23 protein-coding genes and 1 pseudogene are annotated in these 26,978 nt (G+C 55.5%); 3 read left to right on the top strand and 21 right to left on the bottom strand.

Translation table 11 applies throughout. The features are described from left to right. Nucleotide 1: 1 nt before the first annotated feature. The 19 genes and pseudogenes from AB3175_RS01030 to secA all read right to left on the bottom strand — a co-directional run bounded on the left by AB3175_RS01030 (nt 2) and on the right by secA (nt 18,414). Nucleotides 2-1,195, bottom strand: coding sequence for a pyridoxal phosphate-dependent aminotransferase (locus tag AB3175_RS01030; RefSeq protein ID WP_367359082.1), 1,194 nt, complete (start codon nt 1,193-1,195; stop codon nt 2-4). An 8-nt stretch (nt 1,196-1,203) separates the two neighbouring features. After that, on the bottom strand, nt 1,204-1,698 hold the full coding sequence (gene coaD / locus AB3175_RS01025; protein WP_367359081.1) for a pantetheine-phosphate adenylyltransferase: 495 nt from the start codon (nt 1,696-1,698) through the stop codon (nt 1,204-1,206). Between the two features lie 10 nt (nt 1,699-1,708). Continuing rightward, nucleotides 1,709-2,269 (bottom strand): 16S rRNA (guanine(966)-N(2))-methyltransferase RsmD, encoded by a 561-nt coding sequence (gene rsmD, locus AB3175_RS01020; protein ID WP_367359080.1) that lies wholly within the window; start codon nt 2,267-2,269, stop codon nt 1,709-1,711. Beyond that, complete coding sequence (locus tag AB3175_RS01015; protein WP_367359079.1) at nt 2,266-3,282, bottom strand: aspartate-semialdehyde dehydrogenase; 1,017 nt, start codon at nt 3,280-3,282, stop codon at nt 2,266-2,268. Before AB3175_RS01015 ends, rsmD begins: the two co-directional genes overlap by 4 nt. 143 nt (nt 3,283-3,425) lie before the next feature. Next, the gene (pssA, locus tag AB3175_RS01010; RefSeq protein WP_367359078.1) at nt 3,426-4,190 is read right to left on the bottom strand and encodes a CDP-diacylglycerol--serine O-phosphatidyltransferase; all 765 of its coding nucleotides are present in this window, start codon (nt 4,188-4,190) and stop codon (nt 3,426-3,428) included. Further along, nucleotides 4,190-4,831: a phosphatidylserine decarboxylase family protein gene (locus AB3175_RS01005; RefSeq protein WP_367359077.1), complete on the bottom strand. Its 642-nt coding sequence runs from the start codon at nt 4,829-4,831 to the stop codon at nt 4,190-4,192. The genes pssA and AB3175_RS01005 overlap by 1 nt, the downstream gene beginning before the upstream one ends. A 219-nt stretch (nt 4,832-5,050) precedes the next feature. Next, a complete protein-coding gene (gene tsaB / locus AB3175_RS01000) occupies nt 5,051-5,752 on the bottom strand; it encodes a tRNA (adenosine(37)-N6)-threonylcarbamoyltransferase complex dimerization subunit type 1 TsaB (RefSeq protein ID WP_367359076.1) in 702 nt (233 codons plus the stop codon). Nucleotides 5,753-5,762: 10 nt separating this feature from the next. Beyond that, a complete protein-coding gene (rseP, locus tag AB3175_RS00995) occupies nt 5,763-6,863 on the bottom strand; it encodes an RIP metalloprotease RseP (protein ID WP_367359075.1) in 1,101 nt (366 codons plus the stop codon). A gap of 5 nt (nt 6,864-6,868) precedes the next feature. Beyond that, nucleotides 6,869-8,032, bottom strand: coding sequence for a 1-deoxy-D-xylulose-5-phosphate reductoisomerase (locus tag AB3175_RS00990; RefSeq protein ID WP_367359446.1), 1,164 nt, complete (start codon nt 8,030-8,032; stop codon nt 6,869-6,871). Continuing rightward, nucleotides 8,029-8,835, bottom strand: a complete 807-nt coding sequence (locus AB3175_RS00985) for a phosphatidate cytidylyltransferase (RefSeq protein ID WP_367359074.1) — start codon at nt 8,833-8,835, stop codon at nt 8,029-8,031. Before AB3175_RS00985 ends, AB3175_RS00990 begins: the two co-directional genes overlap by 4 nt. A 75-nt stretch (nt 8,836-8,910) precedes the next feature. After that, nucleotides 8,911-9,657: an isoprenyl transferase gene (locus AB3175_RS00980; protein WP_367359073.1), complete on the bottom strand. Its 747-nt coding sequence runs from the start codon at nt 9,655-9,657 to the stop codon at nt 8,911-8,913. An 88-nt stretch (nt 9,658-9,745) separates the two neighbouring features. After that, nucleotides 9,746-10,303 carry a ribosome recycling factor gene (frr, locus tag AB3175_RS00975; RefSeq protein ID WP_367359072.1) on the bottom strand — a complete coding sequence of 186 codons (558 nt, stop codon included), beginning with the start codon at nt 10,301-10,303 and terminating at the stop codon, nt 9,746-9,748. Between the two features lie 4 nt (nt 10,304-10,307). Further along, complete coding sequence (pyrH, locus tag AB3175_RS00970) at nt 10,308-11,021, bottom strand: UMP kinase (RefSeq protein WP_367359445.1); 714 nt, start codon at nt 11,019-11,021, stop codon at nt 10,308-10,310. Nucleotides 11,022-11,088: 67 nt separating this feature from the next. Beyond that, complete coding sequence (gene tsf / locus AB3175_RS00965) at nt 11,089-11,694, bottom strand: translation elongation factor Ts (protein ID WP_367359071.1); 606 nt, start codon at nt 11,692-11,694, stop codon at nt 11,089-11,091. A gap of 2 nt (nt 11,695-11,696) precedes the next feature. Beyond that, complete coding sequence (gene rpsB, locus AB3175_RS00960; protein WP_367359070.1) at nt 11,697-12,551, bottom strand: 30S ribosomal protein S2; 855 nt, start codon at nt 12,549-12,551, stop codon at nt 11,697-11,699. Between the two features lie 204 nt (nt 12,552-12,755). Further along, nucleotides 12,756-13,424 carry a polysaccharide deacetylase family protein gene (locus AB3175_RS00955; protein WP_367359069.1) on the bottom strand — a complete coding sequence of 223 codons (669 nt, stop codon included), beginning with the start codon at nt 13,422-13,424 and terminating at the stop codon, nt 12,756-12,758. Nucleotides 13,425-13,438: 14 nt separating this feature from the next. Beyond that, the gene (locus AB3175_RS00950) at nt 13,439-14,551 is read right to left on the bottom strand and encodes an NADH:flavin oxidoreductase (protein ID WP_367359068.1); all 1,113 of its coding nucleotides are present in this window, start codon (nt 14,549-14,551) and stop codon (nt 13,439-13,441) included. An 89-nt stretch (nt 14,552-14,640) separates the two neighbouring features. Then, nucleotides 14,641-15,834 carry a bifunctional glutamate N-acetyltransferase/amino-acid acetyltransferase ArgJ gene (gene argJ, locus AB3175_RS00945; RefSeq protein ID WP_367359067.1) on the bottom strand — a complete coding sequence of 398 codons (1,194 nt, stop codon included), beginning with the start codon at nt 15,832-15,834 and terminating at the stop codon, nt 14,641-14,643. 64 nt (nt 15,835-15,898) lie between these two features. Then, nucleotides 15,899-18,414 (bottom strand): annotated as a pseudogene (secA, locus tag AB3175_RS00940) (preprotein translocase subunit SecA). A 448-nt stretch (nt 18,415-18,862) separates the two neighbouring features. Here secA and AB3175_RS00935 point away from each other — a divergent pair. Together AB3175_RS00935 and recJ are read left to right on the top strand one after the other, a co-directional pair. After that, on the top strand, nt 18,863-19,306 hold the full coding sequence (locus tag AB3175_RS00935) for a universal stress protein (protein WP_367359066.1): 444 nt from the start codon (nt 18,863-18,865) through the stop codon (nt 19,304-19,306). A gap of 195 nt (nt 19,307-19,501) precedes the next feature. Next, nucleotides 19,502-21,202: a single-stranded-DNA-specific exonuclease RecJ gene (gene recJ, locus AB3175_RS00930; protein WP_367359065.1), complete on the top strand. Its 1,701-nt coding sequence runs from the start codon at nt 19,502-19,504 to the stop codon at nt 21,200-21,202. 3 nt (nt 21,203-21,205) lie between these two features. Here recJ and AB3175_RS00925 read toward each other — a convergent pair whose 3' ends face one another. Both AB3175_RS00925 and AB3175_RS00920 read right to left on the bottom strand, forming a co-directional pair. Then, complete coding sequence (locus AB3175_RS00925) at nt 21,206-22,576, bottom strand: sigma-54-dependent transcriptional regulator (RefSeq protein ID WP_367359064.1); 1,371 nt, start codon at nt 22,574-22,576, stop codon at nt 21,206-21,208. Nucleotides 22,577-22,595: 19 nt separating this feature from the next. Further along, the gene (locus AB3175_RS00920) at nt 22,596-24,302 is read right to left on the bottom strand and encodes a nitrogen regulation protein NR(II) (protein WP_367359063.1); all 1,707 of its coding nucleotides are present in this window, start codon (nt 24,300-24,302) and stop codon (nt 22,596-22,598) included. Between the two features lie 163 nt (nt 24,303-24,465). Between AB3175_RS00920 and AB3175_RS00915 the strand changes: the two genes are divergently transcribed. Next, nucleotides 24,466-26,934, top strand: a complete 2,469-nt coding sequence (locus tag AB3175_RS00915) for a DNA internalization-related competence protein ComEC/Rec2 (RefSeq protein WP_367359062.1) — start codon at nt 24,466-24,468, stop codon at nt 26,932-26,934. Nucleotides 26,935-26,978 lie beyond the last annotated feature (44 nt).

Genomic DNA, 26,978 nt, shown 5'->3' with positions numbered 1-26,978 from the left:
CTCATTTCAAACGCATCAGCGCATTCCCGATCCGCTCCAGTCCCTTTTCAATCAGCTCCATCGATGTTGCGTAGGAAATCCTGATGTAGCGGTCATCTCCGAAGGCAGCTCCGGGCACGACGGCCACCTCGGCCTCCTCGAGGAGATATTCCGCCATTGCAGCGGAATCGTTGATCTTCCGATCCCCACAGCTCAATCCATACAATGTGGAGACATTGGGAAAGACGTAGAAAGCCCCTTGGGGTTTCAGGCAGGAAACGCCATTAAAGGAATTCAGGACGGAAACGATGTAATCCCTCCGCCTCTGGAACTCCTTGACCATTTCCGAAATGACCTGCTGATCCCCGGTCAGAGCCTCAACAGCAGCCTTCTGGGAGATGGAAGCCGGATTGGAGGTGCTCTGGCTTTGAATCTTTCCCATGGCCGCGATGACGGCCTCCGGCCCCGCGGCATAGCCGATCCTCCAGCCCGTCATGGCATAGGCCTTGGAGACACCGTTGACAACGATGGTCCGGTCCTTCAGAGCGGGAGCAACGGCCGCAATATTCCAGAAATCCAGCCCGTCGAAGAGGATCTTTTCATAAATATCGTCAGAAATGATCATCATCGAATGGCGGAGCACCACCTCGGCCAGCGCGGCAAGCTCCTCCCTCGTATAGGCGGATCCTGTGGGGTTTGACGGGCTGTTGATGATGAGCGCCCTGGTTCTTTCCGTGATGGCGCGTTCCAACCCTTCCGGGGTTAATTTAAAGCCGTCCTGTTCCCGGGTGTTGACAATGACAGGTTGCGCCCCGGTATAAAGCACGAGGTCCGGATAGGAAACCCAGTAGGGTCCTGGAATAACGACCTCATCCCCCTCCTCGAACAGGACCTGGGCAAGATTGAAAAGCGTGTGCTTGGCCCCGCAGGAGACGACGATCTCCGAACGCCTGTAGGAAAGGTGGTTATCCTTTTGAAGCTTCCGGATAATGGCATCCTTCAGTTCATCGATGCCTCCGACCGCCGTATAGCGCGTAAAATTTGATTCCACCGCCTGGATGGCTGCGGCCTTGATGTGTTCCGGGGTGTAGAAGTCCGGCTCTCCCGCCCCGAAATCGACGATGTCCCGGCCCTCCGCGCGCAAAGCGGCCGCTTTGGCGGTAATGACCAGAGTTGGAGACGGTTTGATTAGCGATACTCTCGATGCTAGCTTCATAATACTCTCTAAATTTTGATCATTTTGGGAAACTTTTCCTGCATTCTCCGATAAACAACCTCTGGAACAAGCCCTTTCGGAGAGCCGCCGAGACGGGCAACTTCCTTGATGATCGTAGAGCTTGTATAAAACCATTTGTAGCCGGTCATAAAGAAAACCGTTTCCACATTGCGGTTGAGGCGACGGTTCATCAGGGCGAGCTGAAACTCATACTCAAATTCCGACATGGCTCTCAAACCGCGGAGAATGATGTTTGCTCCGGCATTTCGGACATAATCGACCAGCAGACCGTCATGACTGTCCACCAGGACCCGTTTCCGGTCACGAAGAGCCTCTTGGATCATCTCTATCCGCTCCTCCACGGTAAACAGGGACGTCTTACTGGCATTGTAGGCAACAAGGACGATGATTTCATCGAACATGGACAGGCCTCTTTTGATTATATCAAGATGGCCGTTGGTTATGGGATCAAAAGAACCGGGATATACAGCAACCTTTTTCATATCATCCTCTTTAATTTTCTGAATGCCTCATGAACGACAACAGGGTATCTCCATATTTTCTCTCATCGACCAGCGTCATTCCCTGGTCTCCTTCGATCACCAGGGGCTCTTCCCGGGCGCGTTGGAGAATGGCCACCCCTCCGGGGGCCAGCAGGGACACATGAAAATTCAGCAGATCGACCGTCCGGGCTATCTGCCCTTTTCTGTACGGCGGATCAGCGAAAATCACGTCAAATTGAAGCCCTTTCTCAACCATGCGACTGAAGGCCGGCCCTATGTCCGAGGCAATAATCTCATATCCTCCGGAAAAGCCGAAGACCTCCAGGTTCCGCTTGAGGGCTGCAACCAGGGAAGGAATCCTTTCAACGAAAACCACCTGCCGGGCTCCCCGGCTGAGGGCCTCCAGGCCCACGCTTCCCGTCCCCGCGTAGAGATCGAGAAAGGTCTGACCTTCCAGGGGCCCCAGGATATTGAACAGGGCCTCCTTGATTCGGTCTGAAGTCGGACGGACGGTATAACCGGGCGGTACGGCGATGCGCCTACCCTTTGCCCGCCCTCCGATGATCCTCATAGATAATCCCGGATCAGCACCTCGGCGATCTGAACGGCATTGGACGCCGCGCCCTTGCGGATGTTATCCGCCACGACCCACAGGTTGATCCCGTTGGGAATGGATTCATCCTCCCGAATCCTGCCGACAAAGGTGTCATCCTTTCCTGCCGCATGGATCGCCAGGGGATAGGCGTTTTCTTTCGGATTGTCAATCAGCGTTACTCCGGGAGCCGTTGACAGGAGCTTTTTGACCTCTTCCGCCGATATCTTCTTCTCCGTTTCGATATTCACCGATTCCGAATGTCCATAAAAGACGGGAACCCGGACTGTCGTGGCCGTCACCCCGATCGACGGATCATCGAAGATCTTTTTTGTCTCGTTGACCATTTTCATCTCTTCCTTGGTATAGCCGTTATCGAGGAAGACGTCGATATGGGGCAGACAATTGAAGGCAATCTGATGGGGATAGACCTTCACTTTGACCTCCTGGCAGCTCATCAGCGCCCGGGTCTGTTCAGCCAGTTCGGTAATGGCCTTTTTCCCTGTTCCTGATACCGCCTGATACGTGGATACAACGACCCGCCGGATACGAACGGCATCGTGAATCGGCTTGAGGGCTACGACCATCTGGATGGTGGAGCAGTTGGGGTTGGCTATGATCCCCTTCTTTTTGTACTGCCCGATGGCCTGGGGATTGACTTCGGGAACGACCAGGGGAACCTCCGGATCCATCCGGAAGGCACTGGTGTTGTCGATGACCACGCATCCCGCCGCCGCGGCGATGGGGGCATACCGTTCGCTGACGCTTCCTCCCGCCGAGAACAGCCCGATCTCGATTCCCTTGAAGGAATTCTCATCGAGGACCTTCACCGGTATGGGTTTACCGCGGAAATCAATTTCAACGCCTAGTGAACGCTCAGATGCCAGAAGGGTCAGCTCCCGGACAGGAAAATCGCGTTCCTCCAAAACCCGGATCATTTCATTGCCTACCGCGCCGGTCGCACCGACTACGGCTACGTTATATGAATCCATCTATCCACTTCTCCTTATTTCGCAGGTCTGATCTTAAAAGCTTTTCATCGGTCCGGCAGGCCATTCTGCTGCCGAAGCGACGGGATAAGCCGGGCCCCGGCTATTGCACCTCCCGTGTCTTCCGCACCCCGGTGGACCCGTCTCTAGGTCCCTTGAGCTTCCGTCGCCGGCCGGCGATGGCGCTTCACCAATCTCAGAAGAAACCAGGCAGGTCCCGAAAGGGCATACCCCGTCATCACCGTGAACAGCATGACCTGAGGCTCAGCAACAACAATCAGCAAAGCCAGGACAATCACTAAAAAAGACATGAAGGGCTTGCGGGCAAAATAATTCAGGTTCTTGAAGCTGTAATATTTCACATTGCTGACCATCAGCAGCGACAGGATGACGACAGCGGCAAGAACAAGAATGTGAGGATAGGGTCCCTTACCCACCTTGTCTTCATAGAGCAGAATTCCCGTCACGATGACCGCGGCCGCTGCCGGTATCGCCAGACCCTTGAAGACCTTGCTTTCAACAATGCCGATCTGGATATTGAACCGGGCAAGGCGCAGAGCCCCGCACAGGACGAAAAGGCAGGCCGTCACCGATCCCCATTTTCCAAAGGATGAAAGAGACCACAGGTAAATGAGCACGGCAGGCGCCACGCCGAAAGCCACCAGGTCGGACAACGAATCGTATTCGATTCCGAATTTGCTCACCGAATTGGTCATTCTGGCAATCCGGCCGTCCAGGCTGTCCAGGACAATGGAAATCAGGACAAAAAAAGAGGCCTCGACAACGGCTCCGCGGATGGAATAAAGAATGGAATAAAAGCCGAAAATGAGGTTCGCCGATGTAAAAAGGTTTGGTAAAATATACACCCCTTTTTTCATGTGGCTTTTGCCCAGTTTCCCTTCCTTTTTCATCAAAACGTCCCTATCGGCGTCTGCCCTGCCTGCACCTTGTCCCCTCTGGCTACACAGAGTTTTGCCTCCATCGGCAGAAACACCTCCAGACGGGAGCCGAAACGGATCAACCCGAAGCGCTCGCCCCGTGTGAGACCATCGCCCTCTTCCACCCAGCAGACGATTCGGCGGGCGATCAACCCCGCGATCTGAATGGTCAGAATTTCCTTGCCGTCGTCCGTCAGGATCAGAACGGAATTTCTTTCATTCTGCTCCGACGCCTTGTCCAGGTTTGCAGAAAGAAAGCGTCCCGGATGGTAGACGATTCGGGATACCTTCCCGGAGTAGGGAATCCGGTTCACATGAACATTGAAAATATTCATGAAAATGCTGACCTTCCTGCACGGCCCGGAAAGGAGTTCGTGATGGACACCCTCGTCGATTCGGATGACTTGACCATCGGCGGGCGATACAATCATCCTCTCATCTCCGGGAACCCGCCTCTCGGGATTGCGGAAAAACCAGGCTGAAAAGAGCGTAGGGGCAAGAAAAACGGCTGCAATTCCGTATGATTTTAACAAGACGACCGCCAGGATGGTCGCAGCGCCGAAAAGAGCGATAAAAGGTATTCCCTCAGGAGCAATCAGGCTGTCATGCTTCATCTCGAAACAATCCTAAATAAATTCATGATTCTTCACGAGGGTCCCATCAGAATGAATATGAACAATTCGTCACTGTTGATAACGTGTATGTAACAACTTTCCTGGTTTTTTCTTCCAAGCCAGAGTGACTTATCTTAATTAAAAAAGCTTGTCAATCATTCTTGTCGGACGGCGGAAGCGCACTGCCGGAACGGCAGAATCCCTGATTCGCCGGGCCTTTCAACCCTGCTGATCCTGCTGCAGGCGCTTCACTTCCGCTTCAGAAAGGCGCAGGTAACGGGGCGTAAAGGTTAACAGATCGAGAATCTCGCCCCGGCGGTGGCTCTCTCTGCCCAGGAGGCCGACAGCACAGGCCCGGACGGCATGAAGATGAGGGGCGGCAAAACAGGCCCGATCAGGCAGGCATTCCACAATCCGCTGCTGGTTTTTCAAGGCCCCGTCACCCAGGAAGAGGGCCTTTTCCGTAATCCGGGGCAAAAAGGCCTCCAGGTCGGCCAGCCTCTCTTCTCCGATTCTTCTCAGGGAGAAATCGCTTTCGGCGGTGTACAGGGCTGTGTAAACCTGGTTTCTCTGTGCGTCCATCATGGGGCAGATCACCCTAGAGGAATGGATGCCGTTAAACGCCAGGGCCTCGAGGGTGGAAACTCCGGCAATGGGCCGTCCCGTGGCCAGTGCCAGCCCTTTCAGGGTGCCGAGCCCGATTCTCAAGCCGGTGAACGAACCGGGCCCCGTGGTGCAGGCCCACAGGTCGACATGTTCCGCGTCCATTCCCGCCTTCTGGAAGACATCCCTGATGGCCGGCAGCAGCAGAATGGAAGAATTGACCCCCAGATTAAAAAAGCTTTCCACAAGAGTCTCGTCGTCCTCCAGGAGCGCAATCCCGACGGTCTTTGACGATGAGTCCAGAGCCAGAGTTATCATGAGTGTTCTTTCACCTGCCGATCATTTTAAGAAAATCATTGACAAAACCGAGATTCAAGCGGTCAATGTCCATGGCGAAGGCGAACGCCATCAGGAGAATCAGGATGATGAGCCCTACCTGCTGCGCCCGCTCTCTCCAGCGGACACTGACTTCCCGGCCTATGACCGCCTCGATCATGAAGAACAGGAGGTGGCCTCCATCGAGAACGGGGATTGGCAGAAGATTGAGAATGGCCAGATTGATGCTGAGAAGCCCCATGAACATCACAAAGGGGGTAATCCCCTCCTTCACCTGGGCACCGGCGATCTGTGCGATCAGGATCGGGCCTCCGATGTTTTTCGGAGAAATGACCCCTTCGATCATCTTGACGATTCCCACCATGGTCAGCTTGGATATCAGCCAGGTCTGCTTCAGACTCATCCAGAAGGCGTCTATGGGACCTTTTCTCGCAACCAGGATATAGGAAGAGGCACTGATTCCGATCCGGTACTTCTCCACTTCCTCCTCGAAGATATTCTTCGCTTTCATCAGCTTCGGAACGAGGGTCACGTCCCGGGTGGCGCGGTCCCGCTCGATCCGCAGCGTCAGAGGCTTTCCCCCGCTTCTACTGATCTCTTCGGCCATCTCATCCCATTGGGAGACGGCTTTTCCGTTGACGGCAAGAATGGTGTCATCCTTAAGAATCCCCGCCTGGTGGGCCGCGCTCCCCTCTTCGACCCCCCCCACCTTGGCCGAAAGAACGGGTACACCGGTCATATAAATGATCGTAAACACAAAAATGGCAAAAAAGACGTTGAAGAGCGGTCCGGCCGCCACGATCATGATCCGCTTCCAGACATTCTGTTTCAGAAAGGACCGCTGATTCTCTTCAGGTGGAAGCTCATCATCGGGAGATTCACCCAGAAGCTTGACATAGCCTCCGAGAGGTATAAGAGACAGGAGATATTCCGTCTCCCCCACTTTCCGTCCAATGAGCTTCGGTCCAAATCCCAGCGAAAATTTCAGAACGCCGACACCGGCATATTTCGCCGCCAGAAAATGCCCCAGTTCATGCACGAAGATGAGAACGCCCAGCAGGACGACAACGGATAGAATGCTGATTCCGATCATTCTCTTTAATCCCTCATGTTCTTAAGAAGTTTCTGCGCTTCCCGCCGCGCCCAGGCATCCGCTTCGAGAATGTCCCCCAGATCCGGAAGTCCCTTGATTCCATGGGAATCCATGACCCTTTCAACAAGCCGGGGTATTTTCATGAACGGCAGGCGTTCCGCAAGAAAGGCCTCAACGGCCACTTCATTGGCCGCGTTCAGCACGGCCGGCATGGTTCCTCCCTCCCTCGCCGCCTTGTAAGCCAGTCCAAGGCACGGGAACATTTCGATATCCGGAGGAAAAAATTCCAGGGTGCCGATCTTGAAAAGATCGAGGGACAGCTCCGGACAGTCCATCCGCTCCGGAAAGGAAAGGGCGTAGGCGATGGGGATTTTCATGTCGGGAATGCCGAGCTGCGCCAGCACCGAACCATCCGTAAATTCCACCATGGAATGGACGATGCTCTGCGGATGGATGCAGACCAGGATCTGATCGACCTCGACGCCGAAAAGCCATTTTGCCTCGATCACCTCGAGGCCTTTGTTCATCATTGTCGCGGAATCAATGGTGATTTTGTCTCCCATGAGCCAGTTCGGGTGCTTCAAGGCGTCCTTCGGCCCCACCGTTTCCAGGCGTTCTCTTGAGCAGCGGAAAAAGGGGCCTCCCGATGCCGTCAGGTGAATATTCCGGATCCGCTGAGATCCCTGGCCTGACAGACATTGGAAAATGGCGCTGTGCTCGCTGTCCACGGGCAGAAGATTGACCCCTCTGCTTTTTGCCAGTTCAAGAACGAGGCTGCCCGCCATGACGAGGGTTTCCTTGTTGGCCAGAGCAATATCCCTGCCGGCCTCAATGGCCGCCAGGGTCGGCAGAAGACCTGCAGCCCCCACCATGGCCGAGATGACCAGATCGGCATCGGGCAGCGAGGCAACCTGGCGATAGCCTTCAGATCCGTAGAGAACCTCCAGGCCCGCCAGCGAGGGCAGTTGCCTTTTCAGCTCGAGGGCGTGGTGCTCATCGATAACGGAAACGGCCGATGGCTGAAATTCCTCGATCTGCCGCTTCAGTTCGGAAAGATTCCGCCCTGCGGCAAGGGCGATGATTTTGAACCTGTCCGGGTTTCTGCGAATCACATCCAGGGAACTTCGGCCGATAGACCCGGTAGAACCCAGAAGGGATATTTGTTTTATGGAATGCATAACATACGATAATAATATACGAAAGGCACAAGAAATATCAGGCAATCCAGCCGGTCCAGCATCCCGCCATGCCCGGGCAGAATCGTTCCGGAATCCTTGACGCCGGCAGCCCTCTTGATCATGGATTCAAAAAGATCCCCCAGTTGGCTGATGCCGTTGCCGATCACGGCCAGGACCGCGGCATGAAGGAGAGGCAGGGAAGTCAACACGAAGGAGGAATACACCATGACCGCCAGAACGCTGCCCACCATTGAGCCGATAGAGCCTTCAACGGTCTTCCCCGGACTGATCCTCGGATAGAGCTTATGCTTTCCCAGGGTCCTCCCGAAATAAAAAGCGGCGATATCGCCCGATATCGGCAGCAACAGTACGAAGAAAATCCACAAAACCCCGTTTTCCGTCTTCCGGAGAAGGATAAAATAGGAAAGCATCAAGGGGAGGTACGCAAGGCCGAACAGGACTTTGCCCACGGGTTCGAGCGATATTCCGCCCTCTTTGACGCGAAACAGGGAGGCCAGGAATACCGCCACGGTCAGCAGGGCCAAAATGGCCAGCAGAAGCTTTTCCCCGCCGAGGAAGGCTCCAAGAGGCAGAAGCAGAGCCCCGCAGAGGACTTCCCCTTTTTCCCAGGAAAACCCCTTCCCGAAACTCAGAGCATTGTACTCCAAAGCGGCCACCAGGACGATCGCCGTCAATACGCCCGAAAAAAGCGCCTCGGAGCCGAAGAAAACCAGGGCAAAGACGATGGGGACTGCAACGATGGCCGTTATCCATCTCTTAAGGTGTGGTGTCATGCTCGTTCTTCCCGGGGTTCAGGGTGGATCCTCCGTCTTCTGCAAAGGGGCGGCGATTCCGCGAAAGCCATGGAACTAGGAGGTTCCGCCGTTTGTCCGGACCTGTTCACTCGTCATCCCGAAGCGCCTTTCCCGCGATTGGTAATCAGCGATGGCGCTCACAAGATCCTCGCGGCTGAAATCCGGCCACAATACTTCGGTGAAATGAAACTCGGTATAGGCCATCTGCCAGAGGCAGAAGTTGCTGATGCGCTGTTCACCGCTGGTCCTGATGAGAAGATCCGGGTCCGGCATGCCGGCGGTATAAAGATAGCGGGCGAAGAGCTCCCGATCGAGATCCTCCGGCGTCAGTTTCCCGTCCATGCAGTCCCGGACGATCTTTCGAAGGGCGGAAACGATCTCTTCCCGTCCTCCATAACTGAGGGCCAGAGTCAACGTCATCCCCTTGTTCCGAGCGGTTTTTTCCATGACCTCATGGAGAATCTCCTTCACGGAATCCCTCAACTGTTCGATTTCGCCCATGGTTTTCAGACGGATCCCGTTTTTCATCATCTCCCCGAGCTGGTTGCGGAGATACTCTTCCAGGAGATCCATGAGCGCATGAATTTCGCTTCGAGGACGGGACCAGTTTTCCGAGGAAAAGGCGTACAGAGTCAGATACTCGACTCCCAGCTCCCGACAGGTCCGGACTGCGATGTTTACCGCCTCGGCTCCCCGTTTGTGTCCAAAGATCCGTCCAAGGGCATGCCTTTTCGCCCATCGGCCATTGCCGTCCATGATGATCGCAATATGGCGCGGCATTTTTTTCGGGTCAAGATTCATTCGATGTGATTCCCATCTTTGAACAAAATGGGGAGCCTCAGGGCTCCCCTCATGTCATTCCCAACGAATAGAGACCTCAAGAAACCGATCAGATCTCCATGATCTCCTTTTCCTTCTGCCCCAGAATCCCCTCGGCCTTGGCGATGTAGCTATCCGTTATTTTCTGGACCTGTTCCTGGTAGTCATGCATCTGATCCTCGGAGATGTCATTCCCCTTTTTCAGGGATTTGAATTCCTCGTTGGCATCCCGCCGGTCATTCCTCAGTTTGACCTTGCATTCCTCCGCCATCTTCCGCACAACCTTGACCAGTTCCTTTCTCCTGGCTTCCGTCAGCGGGGGGATCGAAATGCGGATGACTTTGCCGTCATTGTTCGGCACCAGCCCGAGGTCCGCTTTCTGGATCGCCTTTTCGACGGCATTCAAAGCGCTCGTGTCCCAGGGGGAAATCAGGATCAGCCGGCTTTCCGGAACGGAAAGCGTGGCCACCTGGTTAAGCGGCGTCGGGGTGCCGTAATAATCCACTTTGATCCCGTCAAGCAGCGATAGCGAAGCCCTGCCCGTACGGACCTTGTTGAAGGACTTTTCCAGGGCCTGCAGTCCCTTTTCCATATTCTGTTTCAGTTCTTCAAAGATAATATCCTTCATAATCTCAATCTCCAACAAGAGTTCCTACGCGACTTCCGGAAACCCCCCGGACGATATTGCCTGACTTCTGCAGATTGAAGACCAGAACCGGCAACCCGTTGTCCCGGCACAGAGAGATCGCTGTTGCATCCATCACTTTAAGATTCTTTGCCAAGACATCGTTATAACTGATTTTCTGGTACATGACGGCATCGGGATGCTTTACGGGATCCTTGTCATAAACCCCATCCACCTTGGTGGCCTTCATGATGACGTCGGCCTTGATTTCCATCGCCCGCAGCACGGCGGCCGTATCGGTGGTAAAATAGGGATTCCCCGTCCCCGCGGCAAAGATCACGACCCTCCCCTTATCCAGATGCCTCATCGCCCTTTTCTGGATAAAGGGTTCCGCGATTTCCCTCATGGCAATGGCCGTCTGTACCCGGGTCTCGATACCTGCCCCTTCGAAGGCGCTCTGCAGCGCCAGGCTGTTGATCACCGTGGCCAGCATGCCCATGTAATCCGCCGAGGTCCGATCCATCCCCTTGGAGCTGGCTTCCACCCCGCGAAAGATGTTTCCGCCGCCGATCACGACACCGAGCGAAACGCCCAGGCGGACAACCTCCCGGATCTCACCGGCAATGGCCTCGACCACCGCCGGATCGATGATGCTGCTTCCCCGGGATTCGCCCATCAGGGCTTCACCGCTCAGTTTCAACAGAACCCTTTTGTACGCCATTGGTTCCAAGGATTATATTCCGCTCCCCTTCATGTATGGCCGTCGGTTCAGCACTCCCGTGAAATCCTTATTTCTTGATTTCCTCTCCGAGCTGAAATCTTGCGAACCGGCGGACAAGGATATTTTCACCCGTTTTTGCGATCAGGTTGTTGATCAGCGTTTCGACGGTCACATCGGTATTCTTGATGAATTTCTGCTTGGTCAGGCAGACTTCCTCGTAATATTTGTTCAGCTTTCCCTCTATGATCTTGTCCCAGATCTTCTCCGGCTTCTTCTCGGCCAGGGCCTGGCTGCGATAGATCTCCTTTTCCCTTTCCAGTACATCTTCCGGGACATCGGCAGGACCTACGTACGTTGGATTGGAGGCGGCCACGTGCATGGCGAGGTCCCTGGCGATCGTCTGGAACTCTTCGGTCTTTGCGACAAAGTCGGTCTCGCAGTTGAGCTCGACCATCACCCCGATCTTGCCCCCCATATGAATGTACGAGGCAACGGTTCCGTCCTTGGCCGCTTTGGAGGAGCGCTTCGTTGCCGCGGACATCCCCTTCTTGCGCAGAAAATCAATCGCCTTATCAAAATCCCCGTTTGATGCGTTCAGGGCTTCCTTACAGTCCATCATCCCCGCACCGGTTTTTGTTCTCAGTTCCTTAACCATTTCTGATGTAATAGCCACTTTTATTCCTCCTCTACATTTGACTGCCCGGTGACTTCCCGATCCGAACTTGCCGCAGCGGAAACGCCTTCCTTGGTCTCGACGCTCTCGGGAACATCCGACTCCGAATTATCTGCCGCTTGCAGCGCCGCAGGTTCCGTATCCTTGTCCGTTTCCGCCTGAAGTTTTTCTTCGTAGCGCCGCTTGCCTTCGAGCACCGCGTCCGCAAATTTCGAAGAAAAGAGCTTGATCGCCCGGATGGCGTCGTCATTTCCGGGGATGATGTAATCGATGGCGTCAGGGTCACAGTTGGTGTCGACAATGGCTACGATGGGGATGTTCAGTTTTCTGGCTTCATTGACGGCAATGGTTTCCCGCTTCGGATCGACGACGAACATCGCCGACGGCAGTCTCTTCATCTTCGAAATGCCCCCGATGACCTTCGACAGCTTTTCCTTTTCCTTCTGAAGCCCCATGATTTCCTTTTTGGGGAAAGCCCGGACGCTGTCGTCCTCGAACATCTGATCCAGAGAGTTCAAACGGTCAATCCGTTTCTTGATGGTGACGAAATTGGTCAACATGCCGCCCAGCCACCGCTGGTTGACATAGGGCATACCGCATCGCGATGCCTCGTCGCGGATGGAATCCTGAGACTGCTTTTTTGTGCCTATGAACAAGAGCTCACCGCCCCCGCTGACGGTGTCGATGACAAAATTGTAGGCCGTCTGAAAAAGGCCCACCGTCTGCTGAAGATCGATGATGTAGATATTGTTCCTCGCCCCGAAAATATAGGGCTTCATCTTCGGGTTCCATTTGTTGGTCTGATGTCCGAAATGAACACCCGCCTCGAGTAACGACTTCATGGAAATGATCGCCATAAAAATCTCCTTTTCTGTTTTTTGTTTTCCTCTACCCTCTTCATCCCGAGCGGAAACTCTTGTTTTTTCAAAAGCAACGTCCTCTCGGTCCAAGGATGTGTGAAGTTGGCAGGCGAATAGCACAAAGATGGATAATACGCAAGATAAAACAAAAAATGATCACCCTGATGAAATGCACCGTTTAGAACATGTTGTCAGAGTTCCTTAAATCGGCATGAGAGGAGGCTCAAACAGATCGCCGATAAACGACCATTCCGTATCGCCGTCGGACGATATCCTTTCGATCCGCCTTTCAAAATCGTCCCACAGGGCCTCCGTGCTCAGTTCATAGCTGTGCCCCCAGAAGAAAAAGCCCCCCCCCGTCTTTTTCGCACCTTCGTATTTCCGCCAGAATTCCGGGTCGAGGACGCGGCAGGTGGGGGAAAACTCCAGGGGATCTACCGGCGGGAAACGGTGCAGCCCCTCCCTTTTGCCCCGGCCCCAGCGATAGCCGGCCGAGCGGACGGCGGAAAGCACCGGGTCGTTGTAGGCATTGAAGGGATAACAGAATCCCGTAACGGGTCTTGAAAAGAGCTGCTCCAGGAGATCCCGGCTGGCCCTGATTTCCCAGTCCAGCCGGCTGCCGTCGAGATCCGTCAAATACGGATGGGTCATGGAGTGGCTGCAGATCTCAAATCCCTGGTAAACCGCCGGAAGTTCCTGAAGGCCGAGCCTCCAGATCTCCCGGCCTTCCGAAAGCCATCCGAAGGATCGATTGTTCTGATACAGCCCGGGATTCAGGCTGAATGTCGCCTTTGCCCCATGGCGCCGTAGAAGATCGACGAGGCGGGCATCGCTGACCACGCCGTCATCCCAGCATTGAAGTATTTTCATACAAAATCAGGAATTCACGAAATCTGCGCCGCTTCCCTCTCCCGGGTAACGCAGTACACGCCGTCGCCCTTAAAGCCGGGCGCAAAACAGAGATTGTCGGAGGTGCATTCCGCCCGGCGGCGATCCCCTGCCTTCCAGCGGCTGATCAGGTCGGGCTCCCGGATAAAGGGCCGGCTCATGGCGATGTAGTCGGCTTCCCCGTACTCCAGGAGCTCTTCGGCAACCTCGAGAGAGCGTATTCCGCCAACGAGGATCAGGGGAATGTTCAATTCCCTTTTAAAGAGCCGCGCATCCTCCCGGAAATAGACCTCCTTCTGCACGGTGTCAATCCGCGGCCGGCTTGGGGATGTCTTGATGCTCTTGAGCAATCCTCCGCTCAGTTCCAGGGCGTCGAGGCCCGCTTCTTCCAGGAGCTTGGCCATCTGGACGGACTCTTCCCGCACAAGCCCGTCTCTGCTGTAATCCTGTCCGTTCATTTTCATGAGAACGGGATAGTCACTACCCACGCTCTCCCGGACAGCCGAGAGGATTTCAAGGCCGATCCGGGCCCGATTTGATGTGCTTCCGCCGTAGGCATCCTTCCTCCGGTTATACAGGGGCGAGAAAAACTGGCTCAGGAGATAGCCGTGAGCGGCATGAAGCTCCACGCCGTCAAAGCCTGCCGCTTTCGCCCTGCGGGCGCCGTCCGCGAAGGCGGCAACAAGCTCCGTGATATCCTGCAGGGAAATTTCCCTTCGGGGAGACTCGGCCAGGCCCTCGTAATTCGACACGGCCAGGGGCGGATGGTCCCTGAGGGATTCGACGGCAAAGGCGCCGGCATGAGCCAGCTGCAGGACGATCCGTCCGCCGCATTCGTGAACGGCCTCAGCCATTTTTTTCAGGCCGGGGATCAGTTCGTCCTTGTAGATGCCCAGCTGCCAGGGTGTCGCCTGACCTTCAGGACTCACGTAAGTGTGGCTGCTGACGATCAGTCCGACCCCCCCCCTGGCGAGTCGGGTCATTGTTTCAATCAGCCTCGGCGTCACCTCGCCCTCGGCGGTCGCCATTCCCTCCCAGGTCGCCGAACGGACAAAGCGGTTGGGTAGCTCCATCCCGTTAATCCGGCTGGCCTCGAATAATGTTTTCATGGAAGTTCCCCTCTGATGCCTGAAATCGAGACGTCTGGAACTGAAGGGCGAACATTGGGGATCCTGTCGCCCCGAAAGCCGCTGCTGAATCAGGTATGATAATGGGCGTTGATTTTTACGTACTCGAAGGAAAGATCGGAGGCATAGATCCTGAAGCTCCCGGTTCCCATCCCCAGTTCGAGCCGGACCCGGATCGTCTCCTGGGCCATGATGGCGGCCACCCGGTCGGTTGGAAAGGCCGTCCCCTGCCCGGCCTCAAACAGGCAGACCTCTTCAAAAAAGAGCCGCACGGACTGTGTTGGAAGGGGGATGCCGATGGAACCGGCCGCGGAGATGATCCGCCCCCAGTTGGGGTCGCCCCCGTAAAAGGCCGTTTTCACCAGGTTGGAATTGGCCACGGCGTAGGCCACACGACGGGCCTCTCCCCGGGTGCGCGCACCGTCAACCACCAGTTCGATGAGCTTCGTCGCCCCCTCGCCGTCGCGCACCATTCCCCGGCAGAGGTCGTCCAGAACGGTGGAAAGCATCTCCCGGAAAGGGGCATACTCCCGGGAGCGGCGGCGAATCTGCCGGTTTCCGGCCCTGCCGTTGGCCAGGATCAGGGCCGTGTCATTGGTGCTCATGCAGCCGTCCACGGTGATGGCATTAAAGCTCTGCGCAATTCCTTCCGAAAATACAGCGTGCAGCGCTTCGCCGTCAATGTCGGCATCCGTCATCAGGTAGGCCAGCATGGTGGCCATGTTGGGCTGGATCATGCCCGCCCCCTTGGCGATGCCGCAGAGGGTCACTTCCCTTGAGCCGATCATACCTTTCCGGCAGGACATCTTGGGAAACCGGTCCGTGGTCATCATCGCCGCCTCGGCATCGGGAATCCCGTCCCTGCGCAATCCGGCAACCAGGGGCTCCATTCCCCGTTCAATGATCTCCAGCGGCAGGGAATGGCCGATCACGCCGGTGGAGGCCACCAGAACGAGATCTTCGGAAATCTTCAGCTCCTTCGAAGCGGCGCGGGACATGGCCAGGGCGTCCCGGTATCCCCGTTCTCCCGTCGCGGCGTTGGCATTGCCGCTGTTGGTCACGATGGCCTGTGCCGCTCCCGCGGACATGCGCTCCATGTCCACCAAAACGGGGGCCGCCTTGAAACAGTTCGTTGTGAAGACGCCGGCAGCCCTCGCCGGAACTTCCGAAAAAATCAGGGCGAGGTCCTTTCGCCCCTGCTCCTTGATTCCGGCGGATATTCCGTTGGCCAGAAATCCGGGAACAGCATATTCGTCACAATTCACGGTGCACCCTGCCTTTCCATCGTTATTCTCCGGAAGAACCCCGGGGGTTTCTTCGCGTTGGCCCTTATGCCCCACAGCACTTTTTGTACTTCTTCCCGCTTCCGCAGGGACAGAGATCGTTTCGGCCCACCTTCTGGGTCTTGCGGCGGACCGTTGAGGTAGCAGGGGTATCCTCACCCCGGTTCATGATGTAATCCTGCCGTTGCTGCTCCCTCATCTCCTCCACCTCTTCTTCCCGCTGAATCTGGACAAGGCAGAGCTTTCGGACCGTGTCTTCCTTGATCCGCTGAATCATGTCCATGAAGAGGTCATATCCCTCCTTCTGGTACTCCCGGACCGGATCCTTCTGGCCGTACCCGCGCAGGCCGATGCCTTCCTTCAGATGATCCATGCCCAGCAGATGATCCTTCCAGTGGATATCGATGGACTGCAGGCTGATCATGCGGACAAGATAATCCATCAGAGGGGTCCCGAACTCCGCCTCTTTCCTCTTCAAGAGATCGTTGACGGCGGCAACGATCCTCTCTTCGATATCCTGGCCGCTTCCCAGGTCGTCGCCTCCCAAATCCATCTTCAGCGCAAACTGGGCGTAGACCCTTTCCTCCAGACCCTTGAGGTTCCATTCGTCGGGGTGCTTCTGTCATCCACATACTCAGGAACGAGATCCTCAACCGTCTCCTCAATGATGTCCTGAAGATCCGCCCTCAGATTGTCCCCCTTCAGAACGCTCTTCCGCTGTTCGTAGATGACCTGGCGCTGCCGGTTCATGACGTCGTCATATTCCAGCAGATGCTTGCGGATGTCGAAGTTCTGTCCTTCAACCCGCTTCTGGGCATTTTCAATGGCCCGGGAAATGAGCTTGTGCTCAATGGGCTCGTTTTCCTCGATGCCGATTTTATCCATGATGGAGGAAATCTTTTCGGCTCCGAAGATCCGCAGCAGATCGTCTTCCAGGGAGAGGTAAAACCGCGAAGAGCCCTGGTCCCCCTGCCGGCCGGAACGTCCCCGGAGCTGGTTGTCGATGCGGCGGCTTTCATGCCGCTCCGTACCCAGGATGTGCAGGCCGCCCAGTTCCGCGACGTCTTCACCCAGCTTGATGTCCGTTCCGCGTCCGGCCATGTTGGTGGAAATGGTCACCTGGCCGCGCTGGCCGGCCTGGGATACGATCTCGGCTTCCCGTTCATGGTTCTTCGCATTGAGAACATGGTGCTGAATTCCGGTCTGGTTGAGATACTTGCTGAGAAGCTCCGACTTTTCAATGGAAATGGTGCCCACCAGGACCGGCCGCCCGGCCTTGTTCAGCTCCCTGATTTCCTCGATGACCGCCGCGAACTTTTCCTTTTCCGTTTTATAGATCACATCGGTATGATCCACCCGGATCATGGGCATGTTGGTGGGAATCACCACGACATCGAGGTTGTAAATCTTCTTGAATTCGGCGGCTTCGGTATCGGCGGTTCCCGTCATCCCCGCCAGCTTGGAATACATCCGGAAGAAATTCTGGAAAGTGATGGAAGCCAGAGTCTGGTTTTCCTGCTCGATCTTGACTTTTTCCTTGGCCTCCAGGGCCTGGTGCAACCCATCGCTGTAGCGTCTGCCGGGCATGATGCGCCCGGTGAATTCATCCACGATGATCACCTGCCCGTCCTTCACCAGGTAATCCACATCCCGCTTGAAGAGCGTATGGGCCTTCAGGGCCTGGTTGACATGATGCAGCGTGTCGATGTTACGGGGTTCGTACAGATTCGAAACCTTGAGATGGGACTCCACCCGGGCCACGCCCTCCTCCGTCAGGACGACCGTCCGGCTCTTTTCATCGATGCTGTAATCCGTGTCCCTCCGGAGCCGGGGGATCACCTGGTTGATCCGGTAGTATTTGTCCGTGGATTCTTCAGAGGGGCCGGAAATGATCAGCGGGGTTCTGGCCTCGTCGATGAGAATGCTGTCCACCTCGTCCACGATGGCGTAATGAAAGTCCCGCTGGACATAATCCTCGATGGCGAACTTCATGTTGTCGCGCAGGTAATCAAATCCGAACTCGTTGTTCGTGCCGTAGGTGATGTCGCAGCCATAGTTCTCCCGCCGTTCGTCATCATCCAGACCGTGGACGATCACACCGACGGAAAGGCCGAGAAACTTGTAAATCGGGCCCATCCACTCGGCATCGCGACGGGCCAGATAATCGTTGACGGTGACCAGGTGGGCGCCCCTCCCCTCCAGGGCATTGAGATACAGTGGCATCGTGGCCGCCAGCGTCTTTCCTTCACCCGTCTTCATTTCGGCGATTCTGCCTTCATGAAGGACCAGGCCGCCGATGACCTGGACATCAAAGGGGCGCATTTTCACCGTCCTGCTGGCTACTTCGCGGACGACGGCGAAGGCTTCGGGAAGGATCGTGCTCAGGGAGGCGCCATTGTCCAGCTTCTCCTTGAAATAAGGCGTCTTCGCCTGAAGTTCTTCATCGCTCAATCTTGAAATGGAAGATTCCAGATCGTTGACTTCACGGAGGATTGCCGAAAGTTTCTTTATTTCTCGGTCATTTTTTGTACCGACAATCTTTTTCAGTACGGATGCAAACATAGGTCAACCTTTTTCTGCTGGGAAATACTGACTCGATTGGTCAGTTTATAGTTTACCGGCTTTTCATACACCATTTTGCTAGGATGTCAACCGTTCATCAGATAGTCCACGCCCCCCGATCCTCACCCACCGAGCGTCAAGCGAGCAGAATACGCCTCGTATTTATTCGCTTTTCACCGATTCCGGACCTTGGCGGACAACATATTGACAGCCATCATACAAGTCATGTGCCATGCACCCTTAAGTCCTCTGCTTCCGTCGAGCCGGGATGCGCCTCATAGCTGATTTCCAACCCTTGCGCCTCCTGCTCCCCGGTCCGGCGGATAAAAAATTCGACAAACAGAAGGGAATGTGAGAAAAATAGGCACATCGTTCAATGCGGGAGGAATGCCGTTCCATGGGTGACCCTTTTACCTGGGCGTCTTGACGGGATGATACCGGAGAGGAGATGAAAAGAATGTTTCAGAAGATTCTATATCCTACGGATTTTTCAGACACTTCCAAAAAGGCCCTGGAATATCTCCTCCGCCTCAGAGAGGCCGGGGCAAGGGAAGTCGTCATCGTTCATGTCGTTGACACGAGAAGCCTCCACATTCCCGAGGTCTACTCCCTCCTGGACCTTTCCCGGCTGGGAGAAAAGCAGGAAATCTCCGCACGGGAGGAGGCGGACAGAATAGCGGCACGACTCAACGAAAGGGGAATCGGCAGCCGTGTCAGGATCGAAAAAGGCATCCCCTTCAGGGAGATCCTTCGAGCGGAGGCGGAAGAGGATGTATCGATGATCGTCATCGGCTCCCACGGCATGAGCAACGTCAAGGAAATGCTCATGGGATCCGTCTCCGAGCAGGTCATCCGCAAGGCCAGAAAGCCGGTCCTCGTTGTCAAGCGTTGACAGCCCTGAACAGGATGCGCAGCGCTCAAGCGGCGCGCCTCCTGCGTCCGCTCCATCCGGGGCAACCTTTTCCTTGACATCGGAAAAAACCTGACTATCATTTGACAGTTTATATTGTGGTCTTCCCGATAACCCTTCTCTTTTCCAATTTAGCCGATCATGTTTAGAAACTGTTTACCGACAACAAACTGGATTATGCCGGACGGCAATGAGGAAGAGCGGAATCTTCTTGTCAGAGAACTCGGAATTCACTGGATTATCTCATCCATCCTGACCGGACGGCACATTCTCACCCCCGACGAGGCCCGAAAATACCTGTATCCTTCCCTCCACGACCTGCATAACCCTTTTCTCATGAAGGACATGCTCCCCGGAGTCGACCGGATGATTTCGGCTGTCTACAGGAAAGAAAAGGTGGTCGTTTACGGCGATTACGATGCCGACGGGATTACCTCCGTCGCCGTGCTGGTCAAGTTTCTCCGGGAGATCCAGGCCGACGCCGGCTATTACATACCCGATCGGATCGAGGAGGGATATGGCCTGAACCGGAAGGCGATCGACAGGATCAAGGACGGCGGTGCTTCACTGATCGTCACCGTCGATTGCGGCATTTCCGACCGCGACGAGGTTCTCTATGCCGCTTCCCTGGGGCTGGATACCATTATCCTGGACCATCACGAGGTTTCCGGGCCTCTGCCCAATGCCGTCGCCTCGATCAACCCCAAAAGGCCCGATGACACGTTTCCCCTGAAGCACCTTGCCGCCGTGGGCATCGTTTTTAATTTCCTCATCGCCCTTCGCGGGAGCCTCCGGAAGAACGGCTTCTGGCACGACAAGCCCTACCCGAATCTGAAGGAGTACCTCGATCTCGTCGCCCTGGGAACAATCGGCGACATCTGCCCCATGGTTGATGAGAATCGAATCTTTTCCCGTGTGGGCCTTGAGCTCCTTACAGAGGGCAAACGAACCGGGATCCGCGCGCTGAAAGAAATCAGCGGAATTGACGATTCGACGGTCGATTCCGAAAAGGCCTCCTTTTGCCTGATCCCCCGGATCAATGCCGCCGGCAGGGTCGGATTGCCTGGAGAGGCCGTTGAGCTGCTCTTGAGCGACTCGGTAACCGAGGCAAGGGAACTGGCCTTGAAGCTGGAAAGCTACAACCGGAAGCGGAGGGCCCTGGAGAAGGTCATCCTGGACGAAATTGTCGAACACATCGACAGCACCATCGATTCCAGCAACAGAACGTCCTTCGTCATGGCATCGGACAAATGGCACCCCGGCGTCATCGGAATTGTGGCGTCAAAAATCGCCGACCGTTACGACCGTCCGGCGATTTTGATCAGCCTGAGGGACGGCGTCGGCAAAGGATCAGGACGAAGCATCGCCAATTTCAACATTTTTCAGGGATTAAAGGAATGTGAAGACTACCTGATCTCCTACGGCGGCCACCGCTATGCGGCGGGCATTTCCATTCTTGAAGAGGATATTGCGCAATTCTCCGATCTTCTCGATGAAATCGTCCGGGAAAATGTGCAGAAGTCGGATTTCGTCTCCGCAACGTTCATTGACGCTCAATGCCACTTGAACGACATCACCCATGAACTGTTGTCCCAGATGGAGCTGCTGGCCCCCTTCGGAAGTCGGAACCCGGAGCCGGTCCTCTGCGTGAGGAATGTCAACGCCTTGTCCCCGGCCATCGTGGGCAAGAATCATCTCCGGATGCGTGTGTCCCAATCCGGTGTGTCCCGAAACTCGATCTGGTTCAGCCAGGGCCATTTTATCCGCGATCTTCACGATTCCTTCTTCGACATCGCCTTTACACCGCAGATCAACTACTGGAACGGCTCCTCGGATATTCAGTTGAAGATGAAGGATATCAAGGTCAGAGAAAACTGACGTTCACATCCCCAGCTTTTCGATGCGGTAACGCAGCGAATCGAAACTCACCTGCAGGAGCTCCGCCGCCCTTGTTTTTGAGCCGTTGGACTTTTCCAGGGCTCTCTCGATCATGTCCCGTTCGAATCGTGCCATCTCCGCACCCAGGTTGATTCCCTGATCCGGAAACGGCCCCGGGTTACTGCAGCCGTCGCCCTGATCCGCCGAGTGGCTTCCGGAAATCACCAGGTTTTCAGGGAGGATGATGTTGGACTGCTCCAGGGCCACGCTTCTTTCAATGATATTCTCCAGCTCCCGGACATTGCCCGGGAAGGAATAGTCCATGAGGAGTTCGAGTCCATAATTGGAAATATTCCGGATGCCCTTCCCGAATTCCCTGGCATATTTTTCAATGAAATACCGCGTGAGGATCGCGATGTCCTCCTTTCGTTCCCGAAGGGCCGGAATTCGCACCGGGATCACGTTGAGGCGGTAATAGAGGTCCTCCCGGAATTCTCCCTTCCGGATCATCTCTTCCAGGTTTCGGTTCGTTGCCGAAATAATCCGGACATCCACCCGGATGCTTTCCGTTCCGCCTATTCTCAGAAACGTCTTCTCCTGAACCACCCGCAGGAGCTTGACCTGCAGAACGGGGGGCAACTCTCCCACTTCATCGAGAAAGACCGTCCCTCCCCTGGCAATCTCGAAAAGGCCGGCCTTTTCCGCATAGGCGCCGGTGAAGGAACCCTTCATGTAGCCGAACAGTTCACTCTCCAGCAGGGTTTCCGGTATACCGCCGCAATTGATCGCGATAAAGGGCTTATCCTTCCGCGGACTGTGCGCATGAATAGCCTTGGCAACAAGCTCTTTGCCCGTTCCGCTTTCTCCGAGAACGAGGACATTGGCCGTCGTCTCGGCCACCTTCTTGATCAGGGTATATACCTTGCGCATCTCCCTGCTCTTGCCGATCATCTCCCCAAAGGAAGCGGCGTTTTCCATATCCCTGATAAACTTGGCGTCATCGCGCATCCGGCCATTGGATTCCAGGGCGTTGCGGATGGTCGACGTGAATTCTTCAATGTTGAAATTCTTTTCGATATAGTCATAGGCGCCTTCTTTCATCGCCCGGACGGCGGTTTCACCGGAGGCATAGGCCGTAATCAGGATGACCAGAGATTCCGGGGATATCTCCTTGACCGCCTTGAGAAACTCCAGGCCGTCCATCCTGGGCATCTTCAGATCTGTCAGGATCAGGTCATAGGAGCGCTTTCTGCACGAGGTCAGCGCTTCCGCGGCATTTGACGCACATCGGACGTCGTATCCCTCACGGGTCAGCATGATGTCGAGAAACTCCCGCATTCCCTTGTCATCATCCACCACAAGAATGGTAGCCATGTTCCCTCCCTTTGAAATATCAGGCAGCCCGGCTGTTTTCCAGAAGGTGCAGGGGGGCGTTCTGAACTTCCCGGTTCCTCGGCAGGCAGACGCGGAAAATGGCGCCCTTCCCTTTTTCGCTTTCCACCGCCAGAGTTCCCGAGCCGTTTTCAATAATCCTGCCCACAATCGCCAACCCCAGACCCGTCCCCCTTTCCTTCGTGGTAAAGAAAGGTTGAAAGATCTTCTCCATGATCTCCTTCGGGATGCCCTCTCCGCTGTCCCCGATCCGCACCTCCACGGATTCCTCCCCCGTATCGGCAGTCGCCGTGCCCGTCCCGACAGACAGGCGGCCTCCGCAGGGCATGGCCTGCAGGGCGTTGACAATCAGGTTCCACAGCACATGCTGCATTTCGGTCCTGTTTGCGCAAAGCGTGGCGCTTCCGGACAGGTTCTTCTCGACCGTGATTTTCTCCGTCCAGTCCGGAAGATAAACGAGAGATTCCAGAATCTCCTCGATCAGGTCATCCAGGTTTATCCATTCCCTGTTTCCCGCTGCCGGCCGGGCCAGGAGGAGAAAGTCCTTCATGACATTTTCGAGCTGATCTTTGCCGCGCAGCACGATCTTCATCAGCCGCTCATCCATGGGATCCAGCTTCAAATCCTTTTTCAGCATCTGGATCGAGCCGCTGATGGCGGCAAGGGGATTGCGAATTTCATGCGCAAGGGCCGCAGCCATCTCGCCGACGAAGGCGAGACGCCTGCTCTTTTCGTAGGCCGCCTCGATTTTTTTGATGTCCGTCAGATCCTGGAATATCAGGATGTGCCCGAGGTGTTCTCCCCGGCTGCCCTTGAGCACCGAGAGAGAACAGCCAAGAATCTGCTCCTCCCTTTCCCCTTTCCTGATCCTCATCTCCATCCGCCTCTCCGATCCGTTGGCCGCCGGAATCCTGGAAGAGCGCTCCTTCAGAGCATTGAACTCGGGAAATACGGATTGAACATCCCGGTTTAGAACGCTCTCCACAGACAGCCCGGATATCCTGGCCGCCGCCTGGTTGAACGATTGGATCCGCCCCTCCAGGTTGACGGTGAGGATGCCGGTGTCAATCGATTCAATGATGCTCCGATGGAGCATGCCAAGCTTGTCCAGGGCGCTCTCCTTTTCAGCCAGGAGGGTTCGGGTCGCTTTTTCCTGCTCGATGACAAAGCTGGCCAGGAAGGCGATGATGTAGAAGGAAAGGGCATGGATGCTGATCCTTGAGTACATGTAGCCGGAATTCCATGGGGTTTCCATCATCAGCTCTGAAGGGGTGCGCTCCAGAAAACCGTTGAATTCCAGGAGCAGCAGGGATCCATAGAAAAGGCTGCAGGCGGTGGCTGCGAGAAAGCCGCCCCGGCGATCGGAAAAAATCACCGTATAAATAATGACCATGGGATAAAGAACGGAATAGACGCTTCCGGCCCCGCCGGTCAGGTGAACAAGGACGGTGATCAGCAGGACGTCGCATGCCACCTGAAGACAGGCGGACACCAACCAGGATTTGACGATTTTTACGAGAAAGACATAGACAAAGGAAAGGAGATAGGTGACGAGGATCAGGCTGTAGAACGGCTGAAAACGGATTCCCGGGTGGGATGAAGTTTGCTTGAGATCAAAGAATACAAATATTCCCAGGAGAATCGTGGCGACAACGATCCGGGATAGAATCAGCCAGTGTAATCTGTGGAGAATATTTTTCTTCTGCAAGGCCGGTTTCTCTGCAGGATTCAATAAAAAGCGGCTCCTCTCTTCTCAAGGGAAAATACCGCTTCAGGATTTACTTATTCGAAGATCCCGTCGGGGAATTCTATCGTCATTGACAGTGCCAAGATCCGATAAATTCAACCGATTGGGCAGACAACCCTGACACATGCAAAGGCCTTTCCTTTTCCTTCTGGCAGCTCTGATTTCCGGCATTCTCGCCGGAGAGTTTTTTTCTCCCCCGGCATTCCACCTCCTGATCTGCCTGGTTCTCCTTCTCGCCCTTCTTCTTGCCGGCGTCCGCCTGAAAAAACCCTTTTTGATCCTTCTGGCTGTACCGGCCATCCTTTTTCTTCAGGGGAGCCTCAACATTCTGCGCTTCGAGCCCTCCTCCCCCTCTTCCGCGATCCTTTCCCTGCAGGAACGGGGAAAGAGCACGATCCTGGAGGGAATCATCTGCGAATCACCGGAATTCGCCCCGGACAAAACCAGGCTTGTCCTGCAGGCAACGGGCATCTCAGCGGGCGGCATCCACAAGCCCGTATCGGACAGGGTTCTGTTGACCGTCAAGGGACAGCAGGCGTTGAAATACGGAGACGTCATCCGCTGTGGCACCCGCCTGCACAAACCGCATAACTTCAACAATCCCGGTGGTTTTGATTATGAAAGGCGCCTGCGCTTTGAAAAGATCTCCTCTGCCGGCTTCGTCAACGACGCATCCCGGGTGATTGTGCTGCGGCATGGCCAGGGAAATCCGATACGATACTCGCTCGAAATATTCCGGGGTTACATACGCGACCTAGTTAACAGGCATGCCCCCTATCCGGAGCGGACGATTCTTGCCGCGATGATTCTCGGCAGTTCGAGGGAAATCCCGCCGCCCATCCTGGAAAAGTTCAATCTGACCGGAACGTCCCACATCCTTGCCGTTTCCGGTTTCAATGTCGGGCTGATCGCCTTGTGGACAATCATGGTGATGCGCTGGATTCTCAAGAGATCGGAATATCTTCTTCTTCGCTTTAACGTCATCAAGCTGTCCCTTGTGTCAGCATTCCTGCCGGTCCTGTTGTACGCCTTTGTCGCCGGCGCCGGCATGTCCGTTCTGCGGGCGACCCTCATGGCCATGGTGTTCATGATCGCCGTGCTCCTGGACCGTCGGCAGGACATGATCAATACCCTGTCCGCTGCGGCTGTGCTGATCCTGACGGTCTCCCCCGAAGCCCTCTTCGATCTCTCCTTCCAGCTCTCCTTCGCCGCCGTTGCCGCCATCATCCTGATGGTCCCCCTTTTCTCCGGGCATCGCCACGAGGTCCAGTCGTTGCCGCGCTCATCACCGGCGGCGCTCCGGATCAACAAAATTCAGGGCCAGGTCTGGCTGTTTCTGATCACCACGATAAGCGCCACCCTGGGAACATTGCCCATCCTGGCCTACTACTTCAACCGGGTCTCCCTTCTCGTTATTCCCGCCAATGCGGTCCTGGTTCCGATCCTCGGTCTGCTGGCCCTTCCGCTGAGCATGCTGGTCATCGCCGTCAGCCCCTTTTCAGAGCTCCTGGCTGGCCTCTTGATTTCGAGCTCCGCCTGGCTGGTCAAGGTCTCCCTTTTCCTCGTCGACTTCTTCGCCTCCCTTCCCGGGGCCTCCTTTTACGTCTGCACCCCTTCCCTCTGGCAGTTGGGGTTGTTCTATCTCCTTCTTCTCTGCGCCGTCGCGCTGATCTCTATGGACAGGAGGCAGGGCGTTCCCGGTCAGGACGAGAGAAAGCGACGGCTCCGGATTCTCTTCGTCCTCATACTGATTTCCCTTTCGGCTTCCTTGGCCTGGAAGTATCTCCGGCCTTTTCAGGACCGGGGGCTCACGGTAACCGCCATCGATGTCCATCAGGGCAATTCCGCCCTCGTCCGCTTTCCCGGCGGAAAGACGATGCTCCTGGATGGTGGTGGAGTCCCAGGTGACGGATTTGACGTCGGCCGTTCCGTGGTCGCCCCCTTTCTCTGGCACGAGGGAATTCGAAAGATCGACATCGTTGTGCTCAGCCACGCCCATGTCGATCATCTCGGTGGCCTCCCCTTTATCCTGGAACATTTTTCCGTTTCAGAAGTGTGGTCCAGCGGGGAAGGCGACGATTCGGAAGCGTATCGCCGTTTTGTGGAAATCATCCGGCGCAGGAACATCCGCCATCGGATTATAAGGGACCGGGAAACCTTCCTGAAGGTCGGAAAGGTCGGGATTGAACTTTTCAATCCGGGAATAAGGAGCCCCTCCGGTGGAAATCTCAACGAAAAGTCCCTGGTCATGAGGCTGACCTATGGAACAGTGCACCTGCTGTTCACCGGCGACATATCGGCTGACGAGGAGAAGCATCTTCTCAGCCGCTCATCGGATCTCCGCAGCGCGGTCCTGTTTGTCCCACATCACGGGAGCCGCTCATCGAGCAGTCTTCCTTTCCTGAACGCCGTACAGCCGCAGATTGCCGTGATCAGCTGCGGTCCTGACAATGTCTTCGGCTTTCCCCATGGGGAAGTTCTGGCGAGATACCGGAGTGCCGGGGCCAGGATCTTCCGCACGGATAAGCAGGGGGCGGTCACCGTGTCGACGGACGGAAAAAAACTGCTGGTGAAAGGGTTCAGGAAGGAGTAGAAAACCACCGTTGTTCATGAGGCAAAATGACATAATTTCATTGT

Origin of the sequence: Syntrophus sp. (in: bacteria) (assembly GCF_040768185.1) — a bacterium.
Lineage (GTDB): Bacteria > Desulfobacterota > Syntrophia > Syntrophales > Syntrophaceae > Syntrophus > Syntrophus buswellii.
Note: the sequence above shows the minus strand (reverse complement) of the source record. Positions and strands in the feature narration are given on the sequence as shown.

Coding starts and splice junctions, on each gene's coding strand:
- AB3175_RS00915 (WP_367359062.1), top strand. CDS start 24,466: ATGCAAAGGCCTTTCCTTTTCCTTCTGGCAGCTCTGATTTCCGGCATT.
- AB3175_RS01015 (WP_367359079.1), bottom strand. CDS start 3,282: ATGGATTCATATAACGTAGCCGTAGTCGGTGCGACCGGCGCGGTAGGC.
- tsaB (WP_367359076.1), bottom strand. CDS start 5,752: ATGATAACTCTGGCTCTGGACTCATCGTCAAAGACCGTCGGGATTGCG.
- rseP (WP_367359075.1), bottom strand. CDS start 6,863: ATGATCGGAATCAGCATTCTATCCGTTGTCGTCCTGCTGGGCGTTCTC.
- AB3175_RS00955 (WP_367359069.1), bottom strand. CDS start 13,424: ATGAAAATACTTCAATGCTGGGATGACGGCGTGGTCAGCGATGCCCGC.
- rpsB (WP_367359070.1), bottom strand. CDS start 12,551: ATGGCGATCATTTCCATGAAGTCGTTACTCGAGGCGGGTGTTCATTTC.
- AB3175_RS00935 (WP_367359066.1), top strand. CDS start 18,863: ATGAAAAGAATGTTTCAGAAGATTCTATATCCTACGGATTTTTCAGAC.
- AB3175_RS00980 (WP_367359073.1), bottom strand. CDS start 9,657: ATGAATCTTGACCCGAAAAAAATGCCGCGCCATATTGCGATCATCATG.
- AB3175_RS00985 (WP_367359074.1), bottom strand. CDS start 8,835: ATGACACCACACCTTAAGAGATGGATAACGGCCATCGTTGCAGTCCCC.
- frr (WP_367359072.1), bottom strand. CDS start 10,303: ATGAAGGATATTATCTTTGAAGAACTGAAACAGAATATGGAAAAGGGA.
- AB3175_RS00925 (WP_367359064.1), bottom strand. CDS start 22,576: ATGGCTACCATTCTTGTGGTGGATGATGACAAGGGAATGCGGGAGTTT.
- AB3175_RS00950 (WP_367359068.1), bottom strand. CDS start 14,551: ATGAAAACATTATTCGAGGCCAGCCGGATTAACGGGATGGAGCTACCC.
- coaD (WP_367359081.1), bottom strand. CDS start 1,698: ATGAAAAAGGTTGCTGTATATCCCGGTTCTTTTGATCCCATAACCAAC.
- rsmD (WP_367359080.1), bottom strand. CDS start 2,269: ATGAGGATCATCGGAGGGCGGGCAAAGGGTAGGCGCATCGCCGTACCG.
- recJ (WP_367359065.1), top strand. CDS start 19,502: ATGCCGGACGGCAATGAGGAAGAGCGGAATCTTCTTGTCAGAGAACTC.
- AB3175_RS01030 (WP_367359082.1), bottom strand. CDS start 1,195: ATGAAGCTAGCATCGAGAGTATCGCTAATCAAACCGTCTCCAACTCTG.
- pyrH (WP_367359445.1), bottom strand. CDS start 11,021: ATGGCGTACAAAAGGGTTCTGTTGAAACTGAGCGGTGAAGCCCTGATG.
- AB3175_RS01005 (WP_367359077.1), bottom strand. CDS start 4,831: ATGAAGCATGACAGCCTGATTGCTCCTGAGGGAATACCTTTTATCGCT.
- pssA (WP_367359078.1), bottom strand. CDS start 4,190: ATGAAAAAGGAAGGGAAACTGGGCAAAAGCCACATGAAAAAAGGGGTG.